Origin of the sequence: Sphingomonas parva (ex Maeng et al. 2020) (assembly GCF_004564275.1) — a bacterium.
Taxonomy (GTDB): Bacteria; Pseudomonadota; Alphaproteobacteria; order Sphingomonadales; family Sphingomonadaceae; genus Allosphingosinicella; species Allosphingosinicella parva.
Genome location: NZ_SPDV01000003.1, coordinates 25,773 through 41,774 on the forward strand (window position 1 = coordinate 25,773; position 16,002 = coordinate 41,774).

14 protein-coding genes are annotated in these 16,002 nt (G+C 66.4%); 7 read left to right on the forward strand and 7 right to left on the reverse strand.

The window, feature by feature from the left end; all coding sequences use genetic code 11:
• Nucleotides 1-9 precede the first annotated feature (9 nt).
• The gene (locus E2493_RS02545) at nucleotides 10-1,710 is read right to left on the reverse strand and encodes a bifunctional protein tyrosine phosphatase family protein/NAD(P)/FAD-dependent oxidoreductase (protein ID WP_135083412.1); all 1,701 of its coding nucleotides are present in this window, start codon (nucleotides 1,708-1,710) and stop codon (nucleotides 10-12) included.
• A 562-nt stretch (nucleotides 1,711-2,272) separates the two neighbouring features.
• Here E2493_RS02545 and E2493_RS02550 point away from each other — a divergent pair.
• From E2493_RS02550 to E2493_RS02560, 3 genes are read left to right on the forward strand one after another with little or no spacing between them, the layout of a single operon-like run.
• On the forward strand, nucleotides 2,273-2,770 hold the full coding sequence (locus E2493_RS02550) for an ArsR/SmtB family transcription factor (protein WP_225421102.1): 498 nt from the start codon (nucleotides 2,273-2,275) through the stop codon (nucleotides 2,768-2,770).
• Complete coding sequence (locus E2493_RS02555) at nucleotides 2,767-3,156, forward strand: DUF302 domain-containing protein (protein WP_135083414.1); 390 nt, start codon at nucleotides 2,767-2,769, stop codon at nucleotides 3,154-3,156. Before E2493_RS02550 ends, E2493_RS02555 begins: the two co-directional genes overlap by 4 nt.
• Nucleotides 3,157-3,178: 22 nt before the next feature.
• The gene (locus tag E2493_RS02560; RefSeq protein ID WP_135083416.1) at nucleotides 3,179-3,931 is read left to right on the forward strand and encodes an MBL fold metallo-hydrolase; all 753 of its coding nucleotides are present in this window, start codon (nucleotides 3,179-3,181) and stop codon (nucleotides 3,929-3,931) included.
• A 609-nt stretch (nucleotides 3,932-4,540) separates the two neighbouring features.
• On the opposite strand, the gene E2493_RS02565 is transcribed toward E2493_RS02560, so the two are convergent.
• Complete coding sequence (locus E2493_RS02565) at nucleotides 4,541-5,929, reverse strand: ATP-binding protein (RefSeq protein WP_135083418.1); 1,389 nt, start codon at nucleotides 5,927-5,929, stop codon at nucleotides 4,541-4,543.
• Nucleotides 5,929-6,585 carry a response regulator gene (locus E2493_RS02570; RefSeq protein WP_135083420.1) on the reverse strand — a complete coding sequence of 219 codons (657 nt, stop codon included), beginning with the start codon at nucleotides 6,583-6,585 and terminating at the stop codon, nucleotides 5,929-5,931. The genes E2493_RS02565 and E2493_RS02570 overlap by 1 nt, the downstream gene beginning before the upstream one ends.
• A gap of 202 nt (nucleotides 6,586-6,787) precedes the next feature.
• On the opposite strand from E2493_RS02570, the gene E2493_RS02575 reads away from it, so the two are divergent.
• From E2493_RS02575 to E2493_RS02585, 3 genes are read left to right on the forward strand one after another with little or no spacing between them, the layout of a single operon-like run.
• Complete coding sequence (locus tag E2493_RS02575; protein ID WP_135083422.1) at nucleotides 6,788-7,597, forward strand: TlpA family protein disulfide reductase; 810 nt, start codon at nucleotides 6,788-6,790, stop codon at nucleotides 7,595-7,597.
• A 44-nt stretch (nucleotides 7,598-7,641) separates the two neighbouring features.
• Nucleotides 7,642-8,274 (forward strand): DsbA family protein, encoded by a 633-nt coding sequence (locus tag E2493_RS02580; RefSeq protein WP_225421116.1) that lies wholly within the window; start codon nucleotides 7,642-7,644, stop codon nucleotides 8,272-8,274.
• Nucleotides 8,275-8,290: 16 nt separating this feature from the next.
• Nucleotides 8,291-10,510 (forward strand): protein-disulfide reductase DsbD family protein, encoded by a 2,220-nt coding sequence (locus tag E2493_RS02585; protein WP_225421103.1) that lies wholly within the window; start codon nucleotides 8,291-8,293, stop codon nucleotides 10,508-10,510.
• 99 nt (nucleotides 10,511-10,609) lie between these two features.
• Here the strand turns inward: E2493_RS02585 and E2493_RS02590 are convergent, their stop codons facing one another.
• Both E2493_RS02590 and E2493_RS02595 read right to left on the reverse strand, forming a co-directional pair.
• A complete protein-coding gene (locus tag E2493_RS02590; protein WP_135083426.1) occupies nucleotides 10,610-11,998 on the reverse strand; it encodes an MFS transporter in 1,389 nt (462 codons plus the stop codon).
• Nucleotides 11,995-12,540 (reverse strand): cupin domain-containing protein, encoded by a 546-nt coding sequence (locus tag E2493_RS02595; protein ID WP_135083428.1) that lies wholly within the window; start codon nucleotides 12,538-12,540, stop codon nucleotides 11,995-11,997. The genes E2493_RS02590 and E2493_RS02595 overlap by 4 nt, the downstream gene beginning before the upstream one ends.
• Before the next feature lie 127 nt (nucleotides 12,541-12,667).
• Between E2493_RS02595 and E2493_RS02600 the strand changes: the two genes are divergently transcribed.
• A complete protein-coding gene (locus tag E2493_RS02600) occupies nucleotides 12,668-13,555 on the forward strand; it encodes a LysR family transcriptional regulator (RefSeq protein ID WP_135083430.1) in 888 nt (295 codons plus the stop codon).
• 204 nt (nucleotides 13,556-13,759) lie between these two features.
• On the opposite strand, the gene E2493_RS02605 is transcribed toward E2493_RS02600, so the two are convergent.
• Both E2493_RS02605 and E2493_RS02610 read right to left on the reverse strand, forming a co-directional pair.
• Nucleotides 13,760-15,166 (reverse strand): alkaline phosphatase family protein, encoded by a 1,407-nt coding sequence (locus E2493_RS02605; RefSeq protein WP_225421104.1) that lies wholly within the window; start codon nucleotides 15,164-15,166, stop codon nucleotides 13,760-13,762.
• Between the two features lie 146 nt (nucleotides 15,167-15,312).
• Nucleotides 15,313-16,002 (reverse strand): hypothetical protein, encoded by a 690-nt coding sequence (locus E2493_RS02610; RefSeq protein WP_135083432.1) that lies wholly within the window; start codon nucleotides 16,000-16,002, stop codon nucleotides 15,313-15,315.

Genomic DNA, 16,002 nt, shown 5'->3' on the forward strand with positions numbered 1-16,002 from the left:
GCCGCGGGATCAGGGCTGCGCCTCGGCTTTCATCTTCACCTGCTCGACGGGCTGCGGGTGAGCGAGCCACTCGTGACCTTTGAGCATCCCTTTCCAGTAGATCGGGGGGAGCATCCTCTCCTTGAGGATCCAGGACAGGCGCGACGGCTTGGCGCCATTCACAACCCATTGCGGAAAGGACGGGAGCAGCCTGCCGCCGTAGCCGAATTCGGCCAGGATCACCTTTCCCTTCTCCACTGTCAGCGGGCACGAACCGTATCCATCGTACCCGGCGCTGGGGGCTCTCCCCTCCAGCACGTCCAGCACGTTGACGGCCACCACCGGCGCCTGCTTGCGCACTGCCGCTGCCGTCTTGGCGTTGGGCGCCGAGCAGACGTCGCCCAGGCTGAAGATGTTCGCGAAGCGCGCGTGCTGAAGCGTCCACTGGTCGACATCCACCCAGCCCGACGCTGCCGCGAGCGGGCTCTCGCGCACGAAGTCGGGCGCAGTCTGGGGAGGGCAGACGTGGAGCATGTCGAAGCTCTCGTGAGCGACGCTCGTCTGGCCGTCCGGCCGCTTGCGCTCGAACGTGGCGACACGGCGGGGGCCGTCCACGGCAATCAGCTTCGACTCGAAGCGTAGATCGATGCCGTACCGATCGACGTAGCCCATCAGGGGCGGGACGTAGGTTGGGACTCCGAACAGGACCGCCCCGGCGTTGTGGAACTCGACCTTGACGTCGTCCAGCCTGCCGCTGCGCAGCCATTCGTCGCAGCTGAGGTACATCGCCTTCTGCGGTGCCCCCGCGCACTTGATCGGCATCGGCGGCTGCGTGAACAGGGCGCGCCCCTGCTTCAGGTTCTGCACGAGCTCCCACGTGTAGGGCGCAAGGTCGTAGCGGTAGTTTGAGGTGACGCGGTTCTTGCCGAGAGTCTCGCTCAGGCCCGGGATCGCGCCCCAGTCGAGCTTCAGGCCGGGCGCCACCACAAGCACGTCGTACTGGACCCGCCTGCCGTTCTCGAGAACGATCGAATTATCGTCCGGGAGAAAGCCGATCGATGACATCCGGATCCACGTTGCGCGGCGCGGCAGCACATCCGCCATGCGGCGCTTCGTCTGCTCGGCGGAAAACACGCCCCGGCCGACGAGGGTCCAGCCCGGCTGGTAGTAATGGTATTCCGCCGGCTCGACGATCGCGACCTTGAGGTCGGCCCGCCGGGAGAGCAGACTCGTCGCGGTGGCGATGCCGGCAGCTCCGCCGCCGATCACGACGACGTCGTAGACCGAGGCCTTCCCTACTGCGCCGTTCCTGCCGCTATTGCGGGTGATCAGCTTGTTGCGGATCGATCCCAGATCATACCCGGCCAGCCGTCCGATCTCGAGTATCTGTTCTGGGTCACGCTCCTTGGTTGCAGACAGCGCCCATAGCATCGCTGAGCGGGTGCCGGAGCGGCAGTATGCGAGAACAGGGCCGTTCATCGCGTTCAGCGCCGTCTCCATCGCGGTCACGTCCTCGTCCGTGATCTTGCCCGATGTGACGGGGATGTGCGTGAACTGGAGGCCGAGTGCCGTGGCCGCAGCTCCAATCGCCTTCGCGTTCGGCTGCGCCGTCTCCTCGCCGTCCGGACGGTTGCAGATGATCGAGCGATAGCCTTCGTCCGCGGCCTTGCGAACGTCTTCCAGGGTCAGCTGCGACGACACGGCCAGAGTAGGCGTCAGGTGCTTGGGCATTCCAGCACTCCTTTGTAGTTGATGACGGTTGCGCCGCGTCCCGCCGACATCGGGGGTGGCCAGGCGCTGATCCGCTTCGAGCGATGCACATAGTCATCTCTGCGAATATGCGCAAGTATGATTATATCCGGTTGCCAGGCGTGGGCGGAGGTCCCGTTCTGGACTATCGATCGGCCTCAGCGCGCTCCCGCCGAGCCCCGGTAGTTGAACGTGAAGGCGGGGCAGGATGTAGCCGGCGTCCATTTGCTCGATCTGGAGCCCGCCGGCGGTGATTGGCGCGGGCAGGTCCCGGTTGAGGCGGCACCCGCCCGCAACGCGCTTCCAGGTCGGCGCGATGCCGTCCTGCCAGCCCTGCACTGCAGCCGATGCCTTCGCTGCATCGGCTCCGAGGGCTCGAGCCCCCACAGATCCACAAGCTCACGATCGTAGTATCGGAAGTGCCCGAACCCGCCCCCACCAGCACAAGGCGCGGGCGTGCGGTACGAGCATGGCTCTTTGACGGCCGATCACCGCCATCTCGAACGCGCAGTCGAGCAGGCGTGGAAGCACGGAGCGCTCGTAGATGCGCATGCGTGCTCCAGGCGGATCGCTGCCGGGCGGCAACGCCGCACGACCACCGTCATTTTCCACCTTGATACCAGCGCAGATCCTTCATATCTACGAACGTATGAATATAGAAGAGATGATGCACGCGGTGGAGCAGGCAACGGAGCTGCTCAAGTCGCTCGCCAGTCGGAACCGGCTCCTCCTTCTGTGCCACCTGGTGGAGGGGGAACGGTCCGTCGGTGAGCTCGCGCGCCTGATCGACGCGAGGGAGACGGCCGTTTCCCAACAGCTAGCGCTTCTGCGGAAGGACGGCCTCGTCCGCACTCGGCGCAATGGTCAGACGATCTACTACAGCCTTGCAAGCGCGGAGGCGGCGAAGGTCATAGAGACTCTTCATGGCATCTACTGCGGCCCCCTCGATGAAGCCGCCGCCGTCGCTGGAGCCGCAGTGTCCGGCGAGGCGGAGGAGCAGGGCGGCGCCGGCGACGCGGATCGCGAGGACGACGGCCGATGAGCTACTACATCGCAAGAACCGTCCCGCTCGATTTCGAGGCCGCTGTGTCCCGTACCGAGGAGGCGCTGAAGGGCGAGGGCTTCGGGATCATCAGCCGCATCGACATCCAGGAGGCGTTGAGATCGAAGATCGGCGCCAAGTTCCGGCCGTACACCATCCTTGGTGCATGCAATCCGACGCTGGCTCACCAGGCGCTGCAGCTTGAGGACAAGGTCGGGACCATGCTGCCGTGCAATGTCGTCGTCCAGCAGACCGTCTCCGGCGAGACCGAGGTCGCGGCCGTGGATCCGGTCGCTTCCATGACGGCAATAGACAACCCCGCGCTGAAGCAAGCCGCTGAACATGTTCGCGAGAAGCTCGAGAAAGCGATCTCCAGCCTCGCCTGAACCCCATGGACGGGAGTTACCCATGATCTTTCGCCAGCTCTTCGAGCCGGAATCCTCGACCTACACCTACCTCTTCGGCTGTCCTGACACCGGCGAGGCGGTCCTGCTGGACCCGGTGATGGAGACGGTGGAGCGGGACCTCTCCGTTCTGCAAGAGCTTGGGCTGAGGCTCAGCTACACGCTGGAGACCCACATTCATGCCGATCATGTGACCTCGGCTTGCCGCTTGCGCAGCCTCACCGGATGCAAGGTCGCGTATCCGGAGATGGATGGGCTTCCGTGCGCGGACGTCGGCGTCAGTGAGGTGAACGCGCTCTCCATCGGAGGCATCACGTTCCACCCGCTGTTCACCCCCGGCCATACCGAGAGCCACCACAGCTACCTCCTGTCGCTTCCGGGAACCTCGCGTGTGTTCACCGGGGACGCCCTGCTCATTGACGGTTGCGGGCGCACAGACTTTCAGGGCGGCGACGCCGCCGCGCTGTATGATTCCATCCACGAGAAGATCTTCAAGCTTCCTGGCGACACGCTTGTCTTCCCGGCGCACGACTATCAGCACCGCCATGTCAGCACGGTCGCGCAGGAGCGGGAACGAAACCCGCGCCTGGGCGCAGGGAGAACGTTGGATGAGTTCGTCGAGATCATGGCGAACCTCAACCTTCCGTACCCGAAGCGGATCGACATAGCGGTTCCCGCGAACCGCCTATGCGGCGACTGCCCGGACGAGGAAGCCTTGATGGCGATCGAGCCGGAAGGGCCGTCGAGGCAGGGCTGAGAGAAAGGTATCACCGCCTCTGGGGAGACTACCATTGGACCCAATATCGTGCCACCGTGCAGCCCGCCCGCCGCGGACCGCTATTACGGGAGCTTCTGCCTGAGCTGCTGCGCGCCTTCCGAGAGATGGTGGGTCCGCTGGGTTTTGCCGGCACAGCCGGTGATCGCGCTCCTCATCTACCTCTACCAAGGCATGAGCGGCAACTGAGACTCACCAGGCGCTTCCAAAGGATCAGGCGGTACAGTCCCCCTCTCAGGCTGTGCTGACCTGGAGCGCCCCGGTCCTCGCCCGGGGCGCTCACCCCCGTCTACCGCTCTGCCCTCTCGGACCATCAATGCGGCGCGGATATTGCCCATGCGGTCTCCGACTGGAGGACGACCGCAAGGCGAGCGGAATCGCTTCTCGTTTTGCGGCTGGTCGGATCGTGTGGAGCAGCAAGGGCCGCACTCCCGCCGAGATCCTTCCGATCGTGCGGGGGCCCACGGATCTACCGGGACACGGGCATCGCGTTGCAGGCATCGAGCTGGCGGTCGCTGTTCCACAGCGCCTGAGCCTCCGGACTGCTGCCTGCGAAGTGCAGTTTAGACCCTCCTCACACAGGCTCTCCCCTCAGACGTCCTGATGAAAGCGGACCTGCGGTCTGGGAAATTCGATCGCCGCCCTGAGCCCGCCGCCGCTCCGGTTTCGAAGGACGAGGCGAGCTCCGCTTTGCGAGAGCGTCAGGTCGACGATGGAGAGACCAAGGCCGCTTCCGACGCCCTGCTCCCGCCGGCCCCTGACGAAGCGCTGCCGGACCGTCTCCATGTCCTCTTCGGGGATGCCGGGTCCTCCGTCGTCGACGAAGATCGATACGACCTCCTTCCCATCGACAAGGCCGCACGAGACGGTTCCGCTGCGAGGGGAGTGCTGCACGGCGTTCTCCACGAGGTTCCGGAGCGCGAGCAGCAGCGATTCCTCGTTCACGAAGATCTCGGAGGCCAGCAGGGCAGCGTCGGCTTCGATGGTGACGTCCGCCTTCTCCAGGGTCAGCTGCAGCTCGGCTTCGATGATGTCGAAGGCCCTCTTCAGCGGCAGCCAGCGGGGCGCGGGCGCTTCCGCCTGGGCCTCATGCCGGGCGAGATCGAGCAGCTGTCGAACCAGTCGTGCGGCGCGGTCGACTGACGAGATGATCTGCCTCTCCGCACGAGCCCGCATATCCGGATCGTCCGCCGCGAGCGCGATTTGCGCATGCATGCGAATACCTGCGAGCGGCGTCTGGAGCTCGTGGGCGGCGCTCGCGATCAGGTGGCGCTCGGCATCCCGGACCGCCGCGAGGCGGCCGAACAGATCATTGAGCGCATCGACCACGGGGGTTAGTTCCCGCGCAACCGGGGCGACCTGCAACGCTGTGAAATCGTCGGCTTTCCGGCGCTCCAGCGCCTCGGCGATCCGCCGCAGCGGGAGCAGTCCCTTGCCTACCCCGCTCCAGATGAGCCCCGCGAGGACGAGGATGCCCAGAACGGCCGGCAGCAGCAGCCCGGTGGTCACGTCACGAACCAGATGGTGCCGGACCGCGAGGCTGTCGCCGACCATCACCCGCACGCCGGAGGCCGGATCGTCAAGGGTGTAGACCCGCCAGAGCTGGCCGCCGACCGATCGCTCCGAGAACCCGGTGCTCCCCGTCGCGAGTGGCTGCGAGGGCGCTCCGGCAGAGCGGCCGATGAGCCGACCGTCGAGTGACCAGATCTGGCAAGACAGCTGTCGATCATAGCGTCGTGGAGGAGTCTTGAAGCCGCCCGCCGGGAGTTCGGAAGGCACCGCCAGCTGACCTGCGGCACTCGGCGCCCCTTGGCTCTGGGCGAGCGAGCCCACCATCCGGGCCGCTTCGACGAGGCGCCGATCGAGGACGCGCTCCACTTCGCTGCTGGTGTGCACATTGGTCCAGACTGCCGCCGCTCCCCAGACCCCGACCGTCATGAGGACGAGGATCAAGAAGATGCGGAAGCCGAGTGAACCCATCAGCCCGTTACCTTGTACCCGACACCTCGGATGGTCTCGATGGCCTCGCGGCCTAGCTTTGCGCGCAGGTTGTGGATGTGAACTTCGACGGCGTTGCTTCCAACCTCTTCCTGCCAGCCATAGATCCTCTCCTCGAGCTGGCTGCGCGACAGCACGAAGCCCGGGCGTTCGATCAGGGCGCGTAGGATGGCGAACTCCCGTCGGGAGACGGGGCGCAGTTCCCCGCCGACCTCCAGGGAATGGCGGTTCAGGTCCAGAACTATGTTCCTCCACTTGAGGATCGAGGCGGGCTGACCGGCTGCGCGCCTGGAAAGCGCCCGGAGACGAGCGGCGAGTTCCTCCAGGTCGAAGGGCTTCCCGAGGTAATCGTCCGCTCCGAGATTGAGGCCGTCGATCCGATCGGACACCGAATTGCGGGCGGTCAGCAGGAGAATGGGTGTGCGGTCGCCGTCCGCCCTCCACCGCCTCAGCACCTCAAGCCCGGAGCCGTCAGGCAGGGCCACGTCGAGCACCACCAGTTCGTAGTCGATGGCCTTGAGGGCAAGCCGCGCATCCTCGGCGGAGTCGACGCCATCGACGCAGAACCCGTACAGGGGCAGCCCCACCTCCAGCCCCTCCCTGAGCACTTCGTCATCCTCGACTACAAGTATCCGCAACAGGCTCACTCCTCGGCAGCGCCGCGTGCCGATCCCGCCTTAAGGCAGACTTAAGCACCGTCGGCATCAGCAGTTCCGCGATCCGTCCACGCCTAAGTCTCCCTTAAGCTTGAGCCGCTCTGGGGCCGCGGATGGCAGAGTTTCCAATCCTTTTCCCCGGCACGTGGCGCGGCACCGGACGCGGCCCCCGGCGCGTCGGCCCGTGACCGGCGTCATCCAGTTCGGTCCGCTCGCGCTCGCGACCGATCGCATCCTCGCCGTCGCAGCGATCTGGGCGTTCGCGGCGCTCGTGCCATGGCTCCTTGGAGCGAACGAGGAGCGCCGCAACGCCATCACCTGGCTTTCCCTGGGAGTGGGAATCCTTGCTGCAAGGATCGGCTATGTCGCGTCGCACTGGAGCGCCTTCGCGGCGGAGCCTGCGACGATGCTTTATGTGTGGCAGGGCGGCTTCTCTGCCATCGCAGGCATAGCGGCCGCCGTCGTAGTGCTGGCGGTTGCGCTCAGGACCGTCAGACCCAGGGCGAGGGCGCTTGCGGCCACAGCTGCCGTTGCCGGAATGTGGTTCGCCACCACCATCGCAGTTGCCGCCGGGGACCCACCGCTCCTGCCGCAGGGTCTCTCCACTCGACAGATGGACGGACGCACGGTTGCGCTGGATGACCTGCGCGGCAGACCTTTCGTCCTCAATCTCTGGGCGACCTGGTGTCCTCCCTGTCAGCGCGAGATGCCGATGCTGGCTTCGGTCGCCAGGAGCAGGCCCAATCCGCCGATCCTCTTCGTCAACCAGGGGGCGGACGCCGCCACCGTCGCGCGCGTCCTCCAGGAGAACGACCTCCGGTTGCCTGCGTCACTCCTCGACCGGAGCGGAAGCTTCGGACGCGCTCTTGGAGGGGGGGCTCTCCCGGCCACCATCTTCGTCGATGCCGCCGGCCGGATCCGGCTCTCCCACTTCGGCGAGATATCCAGAGCGGGCCTCGAGGAGGGCCTCGACCAAATTTCCACGAAGGACTGAAAACGATGAAGAAGCTTCTTATCGCCGCCGCACTCTTGTCCACCGTGGGCGGGGGAGCCCTGCTCCTCAACGCGGGCCCCTCCGGGGCGCAGACGGCGGAGCCTCCGCTCACGCGAGACGCCGTCACGAGTGATGTGCTCGCGCCCACCCGTTCCCCGAAGGACCAGAACATCACGATCGTCGTCTTCCAGGACTACCAGTGCCCGGTCTGTCGCAAGGTTCATCCCGACATCGAACGCCTCCTGGCCTCGGACAAGCGGATCCGCGTGGTCTACCGCGACTGGCCGATCTTCGGCGGGGCCTCGATCGAAGCGGCGAAGGCGGCGATCGCGAGCAACTACCAGGGCAGGCATGCCGCGTTCAACGACGCCCTGATGCGGATGCCCGGGCGGCTCTCCTCGGAGACGATACGAGCTGCTGCAGCCAAGGCGGGGGTGGACTGGGCGCGGCTCCAGTCGGACCTCGACAAGCACAAGGGGGAGATCGACGCGCTGATCAGCCGAAACAATCGGATGGCTCCTGCCATCGGCCTCCAGGGCACCCCGGCGTTCATCATCGGCTCCTACCTGATCCCGGGCGGCATGGATCTCGCGAACCTGAAGGAGACGGTCAAGATGGCTCGCGAGAACCCCGGCGAGCCCGAGATGCCCGAGGCCGCCGAGGCGAGCGGCATGTGATGCTGGGAGCGGGAACGTGAAGCTTACCCTGCCGCGGCAGATCTGGGCTCCTATCGCCTTGCTGGGGGCCGTCGGGGCCGGTGCGCTGTCCCTTGCGCCGGCCACCGCCCCCGCTGAGCCGCTGGGCGCCTCGCGTCATATCGAGGCGAGGCTCGAAAGCGAGACGGCCACGCCCGCGCCGGGGCAGCGTGTCCGGCTGGCCTTCATGCTCCGCGCGGAGCCGGGCTGGCATGGCTACTGGCTGAATCCGGGGGAGAGCGGTGCGCCCCCCTCGGTAGGGTGGAATCTCCCGCAAGGGGTGTCTGGGGGAGATCTGCGTCACCCCGCGCCGGAGACGCTCACCCTTGGCGGTCTCGTCAGCTACGTTCATGAAGGCTCCTACGCCCTGATGAGCGAGCTGCGCGTACCGCGCGACGCGCAGCCGGGGACGGCACTTCCCGTTACGGCCACCCTCAATCTGCTCGCCTGCTCGGATCAAGCTTGCGTACCCGAGACGAAGACGCTCAACCTCGAACTGACCATCAGTGACGGCAAGGTGCCGCCGCCGACGAGGCGCCGGTTCGACAGCCTCTCCGCGCGCATCCCGCGGCCCATTGCGGAGGAGGCGGAGGCGCGCGTGGCCGACGGTCAGCTGTTCGTGTCTCTGAAGCCGCCCCGGGGCATCGACCCGACCACGGTCCGGCTCTACGCACTGTCGAATGACCACTTCGAGCCGAGCGCCACGCAGACCGCCCGGGTTGAAGATGGCCAACTGGTCATCAGGGTTCCCACCAGGCTGAAGGATCCACCTGCCTCGTTGAAGGCGGTGCTCAGCAGCGGAGCGTCCAGCTTCGCCGTGAGCGCACGGCCTGGCTCCAGCCGTGCGCGTGCCGGGGCGGAGTCTCTTCCGGGCGGCCCCGCACCCTTTGCAGCCGTGGCCGACCCGGCGGCGGCCGATGCCCCGCCGTCCGGCCGACCTGCGGCAGCGTCGCCCGATCGGCGACGAGTTGCGCCGGTCTCAAGCGCTGAGGGGCCGGCTTCTCCCACCCTCCTCATGGCCTTTCTCGGAGCGCTTCTCGGAGGTCTGATCCTCAACCTGATGCCATGCGTCTTTCCGATCCTCAGCCTCAAGGCACTCTCGATGGTACGGTCCGGACGTACGGAGTCTGCGGCACGGACCGAGGCGCTCGCCTATGGCGCGGGTGCGGTTCTTGTGTGTCTCGCCCTGGGTGCAGGCCTGATCGCCCTAAGGGCGGCGGGGTCGCAGGTCGGCTGGGCTTTCCAGCTCCAGGATCCGCGCGTGATACTCGTGCTCGTCCTGCTCACCTTCGCCATCGGCCTCAACCTTGCCGGAATGTTCGAGCTGCGCAGCTTCGGCTTCGGGGAGCGACTTGCCGGGCGGAACGGTGCCGGCGGCGCCTTCTGGACCGGCGCCCTCGCCGCCTTCGTCGCAACGCCTTGCACGGGCCCCTTCATGGGTGCGGCCCTCGGCGCGGCGCTCATGCTGCCGGCTGCAGGCGCCATGCTCGTGTTTGCGGGGCTCGGGATCGGTCTGGCGCTCCCGTTCCTTTTGGTTGGCTTCGTTCCGGCTGCCCGCAGGAGACTGCCTAAGCCAGGCGCCTGGATGAACACCTTCCGCCGGATTCTCGCTCTGCCGATGTTCCTCACAGCCCTCGCGCTTGCATGGGTGCTGGGACGCCAGAGCGGCGTCGAAGGCATGACCGTCGGCCTCGCTGCCACCCTGCTCCTCACCCTCGGTCTATGGTGGCTCGGCCACCGGCAGACGCTCGGAGTTCGAAGGTCGTGGGCGCCCGCGCTTCCGCTGATGCTGGCCGCGTTCGCTGCCATCCTCGTAGTCCCCGCGGACCCGCCGGCGAGAGCTTCGTCGGGCAGCCGCGAGATCGGTCTGAAGGAGCCGTTCTCGCCGGCTCGTCTTGCGGAATTGCGCGCCCGAAGGGTGCCCGTCTTCGTCGACTTCACCGCCGACTGGTGCCTCTCGTGCAAGGTGAACGAGAGGCTCGCAATCGATACGGAGCGTGTCCGAGGCGCATTCCAGCAGGCCGGAGTCGTGATCCTGGTCGGGGACTGGACCAACGGTGACCCGGCGATCACGCGCTTCCTGGCGGAGCACGGTCGAAACGGCATCCCCTACTACCTCTTCTTCGCGCCGGGGGAGCCCGGGAAGGAGCTGCCGCAGATCCTGACCCCGTCGCTCCTGGAGGAGGCGGCGCGGCGGGCCGGCGGAGCGGACAGCTGACCGAAAGGCGGCAATCCACCTGGGCCATAGCGGCGAGCGTCGGAATGAGGTGAGCAGCTCGCCCCATGCTCGCTTGCATCACGGGCGGGCTCGACGGCACTACCGGCATGACGCGGTCGGAACCGCGGCAGTGTCTTCGCGAAGGGGCGCGCTCCGACCTGCGGTACCGGCTTCCCAAAGGTTGAGCAGCGCAGCAGCTAAGGCGAACACCGCTCCGGCGGCGAGCCCAATCGTCGTTGGAGCTGCGCTCGGCGAGGCTGTGAAGATGGCGGACATCATCAGCGTGCCCGAGATCTGGCCGGTCAGCCGTGCGGTGCTCTGCAGGCCACCGGCTGCGGCCGAACGCTCAGGTGGCGCCGCGAAGAACATTGCGCGGTTGTTCGCCAGTTGGAACAGCCCGAACCCTATGCCGCAGATTGACGCGCCGGCTACGAGATGCGCCACCCTACCGTGCGTCGGCAGGACTGCGGACAACAACAGGCCGCCAGCCAGGATGGCCCCTCCGATCCCGCATTGCACCGAGTTTCCGAGGCCGCGCAGCAGCCGAGTGGCCACCGTGCTCGTCACCGCCACGGAGACTGGCCAAGTGGTGAGGACGAGACCGGTGACAAGGGGTCCCCGGGTCAATTGCATCTGCAGATAGAAGGGAAGCGCCACCATACCGATCGACTGCGCCGTGAAGCAGCAGATCGAAGCAGCCACCGAAACGCGGAAACGGTGCACGGCCAACAGGTCGAGCGGCACCAGCGGTGCTTCCTGGCGAGCACCGCGACGGGCGAGTAGCACGAAGCAGGCACCCGCGGCGATGCCGGCGGCGACGGATGCGACGAGGTGCGTCGCGGCCGAGCTCGCTACCACGACCAGGAGCGTCACCGCCAACCCGTAGAGTGCGATGCTAGCCGGATCGGCGGAGTGCTTCGTCGGCGCCACCGGCGGCAAGGCTCGGCTCGCGAGCAGGGCCACTGCACCTACCGGCAGGCTGGCGAGGAAAAGCCAGTGCCAGGAAGCCACCGAGAGTATGAGGCCACCAATCAGCGGCCCGGCGGCGGAGCACAGCGCCACCGTCAGCGCGTTCCACGAGATGGAGGCGCCCAACCGCCCGGTTCCAAGGGCAGCCCGCAGCAGCGCAATCCCCAGCGCCATGATCGCGGCCCCCCCGAGCCCCTGGAGGAAACGGGCCGCGATCAACAGCGGCAACGAGGGTGCGAGCGCGCAAAGGAGGGAGGCGCCGCAGAACAGCACGATGCCGCCTACAAACAGCCTGCGGAAGCCAAAGCGTTCCGCCAGGTGGGCGCTGGGGAGAAGACCCATGACCAGCGCGAGCTGATAGGCGGTGACGACGAGGATCGTGTCAGCTGGCGACGAATCGAAGCGCGCGGCGAGAAGCGGGAGCGCGACATTGACGATCCCGGCATCGAGCACGGCCGCCGCCATCGCGGTCAGCACCGCGAGTGCAGATAGGCGCTCCCGCACACCCAGGCCCTTCATCTTGCGGGCTCCATCCACCCACCGTCCCGCTCGACGAAACGTGTCAGTTTGTGCTCCACCTGATCCTCGTGGCGCAGATCGCGCTCCGTGAAGCGGAATAGGGTCGCCGTTTCGCTGGTGCAGCGCGTGTCGTGAATGTCACCGGGCAAGTATGCCCGTGCTTCCCCGGGGCGCAGCACGTGCGTGCCGCGGCGGACCAGTCGAGCAGCTCCCTGCTCGTTCATCACCTTGCCATAGCTGCCGACCTCGAGCTCGCCCGACTGCACCGCGTAGACGACCCAGGCGCGGCCATGATCGTGCGGCGGGCGGTACAGGCCCCGCTGCTCGGTGTGAGCGAGCAGCATGAAGCCGTTCGAGGTATCACGATGGAGTTCTCGCGACGCTGGCTGCTCTGCGCGCAGAGCCGACAGCCAGTCCTCAGCGGGGTCCGCGAGCGTAAGTTCGGCCAGCAGCTGCCGACAACTCGCCACCAAGTCGGTGCTGATCGGCCCCCATTCGGTTTGCACGGCAGAGATGAACCTGTGGACCGCAGTCGTAGCCATGTTCGGTTCTCCAGATCGTTGGAGTCCGGGATACGCATGCTCCGGGAATGGCGGAAGACGCAGCGATCGCAAGGTATCATTGCGTTTGACGCTAGGTCACGGGCATGCTGTGCGCTAAAGTGGCGACATGTCCGTCCCGGATCTCAATCTCCTGCACACGCTGGACGTCCTGCTATCCGAGGGCAGCGTCGTGAGCGCCGCCCGCAAGCTCAGGCTCAGCCCTTCAGCCATGAGTCGGGCCTTGGCGCGCCTCAGGATTGTGACCGGCGATGAACTGCTGGTGCGCGCGGGGCGCGGGCTCGTTCCTACGCCTCGAGCGAGCGAGATGCGGGAGAAGGTGCGCCTGTTGGTCGAGGATGCCCAAGCCCTGCTGCGTCCGTCCAGCGGACTGAACCTGTCGGCGTTGGCGCGAGCCTTCACCCTGCGCACGAGCGACGGGATCATCGAGACGTTCGGCCCTTCGCTGGTAAGGCGCGTGCACGAGGAGGCACCGGGCGTGGAACTACGGTTCGTCCGAAAGCTCGACAAGAACAGCCGGGGGCTGCGCGACGGCACCATCGACCTGGAGACGGGCGTTGTGGACGAAGCCATCGGCCCCGAGATCCGGAGCCGAGCGCTCTTCGTCGACCGGTATGTCGGAGTGGTCCACGCCGATCATCCGCTGTCGCGCGCGCCGGTGACAGCGGTCGATTATGCGAGCTGGAGCCATGTCGTCGCGTGGCGCGAGGGGATGAATCTTGGAGACATTGACCGAATTCTTGGCGAGTTGAGCTTGTCTCGGACGATCATGACGACGGTCGATGGGTTTTCGGCCGCTTTGGCACTTGCTCGCGGATCGGACCTGATAGCGACCGTGCCCGAGAAGCACACCCGTGCCCTTCGAGGGGGAATGCACACCTTTTCCATTCCGTTTCCCCTTCGGGAGTTCACCGTATCGCTGCTTTGGCATCCCCGGCTCGATGGCGATCAGGGGCATCGCTGGCTTCGCGAGGTCGTCCGTGATGCATGCGCCTGATGAACGCTGCCCGGACCAGCAGCTTGCGTATTACGTGTGCAGGCTCGCCATGCAGCCTTGATCGGCGCGGTGGTTCGCTCCCCAAGGCTCGGGCCCGTGCCCCGCCTTGAGGCCTGATGATCAGACCTGCGGCAATGCAGCGGTGTGAATGCGAAGCGGCCAAGGCGTGCGGCGGCGCGCTGAGACGCCTCTGCGACGATGCCGTCAGAGATCGTCCGCGTCGCCGAGGTTGTCTCTATGCTCCGGGACCGGCGGCTCGTTGGTTTCGAGGTACGCGCGCATCTCTTCCCAGCCGGGCTGGTTGATGAGTTCGGGATGTTCCTTCGCGAGATCGCGCATGATCGCGTCGACGCCGGCGGCGTTCGGCGTATCGGGCGCCGTCGGCCTCGCAACCGTCCGCATGGCGGGCCCGACCCTTGGGGGCTTCGGAGGCATCGAAGGAGCCTTTCCCGTCCTTGCCTCCTCGAGAAGCGCATTCCTGATCCGTCCGAGCGAAGCTTGTCGAGCGGCGACCGCCGGCGAGTACGCTCCTCCGCTGCCGAACCGCTCCGCGAGCAGCTCGAGGAAGGAGGTGTGGTCGAGCGGCTCGCTGAATACCTGGCCCTCTCCCACATGGGGCGAGACCAGCAGGGCGGGCACCCGCGGACCCATCGTCGCAAGGGTCACGTCGCCGATCGTGGTAGGGAGCGCCGGGGGAGGGACGTGGTCGAAGAAGCCCCCATGCTCATCGTAGGTAACGATCATGAGCGTCTTCTGCCACCGGGCGGGATTGCTCGTGATGATCCCGTAGATCTCTCGAAGGAAATCCTGCCCCTTGAAGATCGGAGCCGGCGGATGGTCATCGTTAGGGTCGGACATCGGGGCGTCCGCGTATTCCGGTTCGATGAAGATCACCGACGGCATCTCCGCCGCGTTCTTCCAGTTATCCCTGAACTTGGAGAAACGCCGGAACGGGCCGTTACCCAGGCCGAGGGACTTGACGACGCGCAGAGACCAGCGCCGCATCATGATGAAGAATGGGGCGTAGCCACCTGACACGTAGACGCGCCAGGACACGTTCCTCTCCTCCAGCCAGTCGTACACCAGCTTCTGTGAGGGCAGCCCGGTCACATTGTCCACGACGAGGCTCTCGCCGGCCATCGCCATCAGGCGATTGGCCTGCGTCCCGAGCGGCAGCGAGGTGAACCACCGATCGCACACGCAGAAGTTGCGCGCGAGAAAGTCGTACGATGGCACGTCCTTGGCGTCGTAGTAGCCCATGACGAGCCCCGGATCGGGCGCCTTCGGATGCGCCTTCAGGTAGGTCTCGACGAAGCCGCCCATCTTCGGAGGGCCGGGCCCGGCCGGCGCCGTGTTGATCTGCCGATCGATGGTTTCGCGGCCATGCGGAGGATCGTGCCGGATTTCCTGAGCCCCCGAGATCTTCTTGATGGGATACTGCCTCCCGCCCACCACGTTGGTGTAGGAGGCCTTCCAGCTCTCATCGGAGCGCAGGCCGTCCACGGGTAGCTTCCCCGCCGTCTCGTCCAGGCTGAGGTAGCCGAGCATGTGGTCGAAGGACCGGTTCTCGAGCATGACGAAGACAATATGGTCGATGTCCTTCAGCGCCACAGAACCCCCTTACCGAACGTTGTCGTTCGACTCTGCCCACCAGCCGCGATCGGCGATTTGCGCCCCCGCGACGTGCGGGCAGCCGGCTGCTCGACGGTAGTAGAATTGCCTGCCTGGATCGGCAAGTGGTGCAAGTTGCGTCTTCCTTAGAAGCCGAGCAGGTTCTTCGCCGCCGCCATGTTCGGAGCGAAGGACATGTTCACTCGGGTGAAATCGGAGGCGATGTCCGCCTTCAGGACCCTTCGTTCACTCAGATACTCCTTCGTGTTCGACGACAGCATCACCGCTGTGGCGGGCATCCCCGCTGCGCGGACTTTCGTGATAGCCTCGAGGTAGGTCTCGAACACGACGCAGTCCTTGACCTCTCTGCCCTGCCTTGCCGGAGTGATGTTCCGGTTCACCCGGTCCATTGCCCGTGCCAGAGCGTCGCCCGACCCGGGGGCCGAGGTGGCAGCCGCGAGCCAGCGGCCGACAACCGCGCGGGCGGGAGCCACCTGCATGTCGAGATGAACCAGGCTGATCGGGACCGCCGGCAGAAAGAGGTTGTGGATCTCGTTCACGCGCTCGACCTGCTCTCGTAGGGCCTTCAGGGCGTTCACCGCCTGGGTCTGGATGGTCAGATCAAGCGTCCCGAATTCGAGTCTCACCTGCTCGGCCACGAGGCAGACCAGGTCTCCCGCCTCGATGCGCGCGACGAGATCGATGGAGGCCCTCCGCTCGTTCGGGCGGGCGTCCTCGCGGGTAGGGTCCCGCATGATGTCGAGCAGAGAGCAGGTGTCGATGCAGAGCACCGGAACCCCACGCGCGGCGATCTCGGCGGCGTCGAAGGAGCGCAC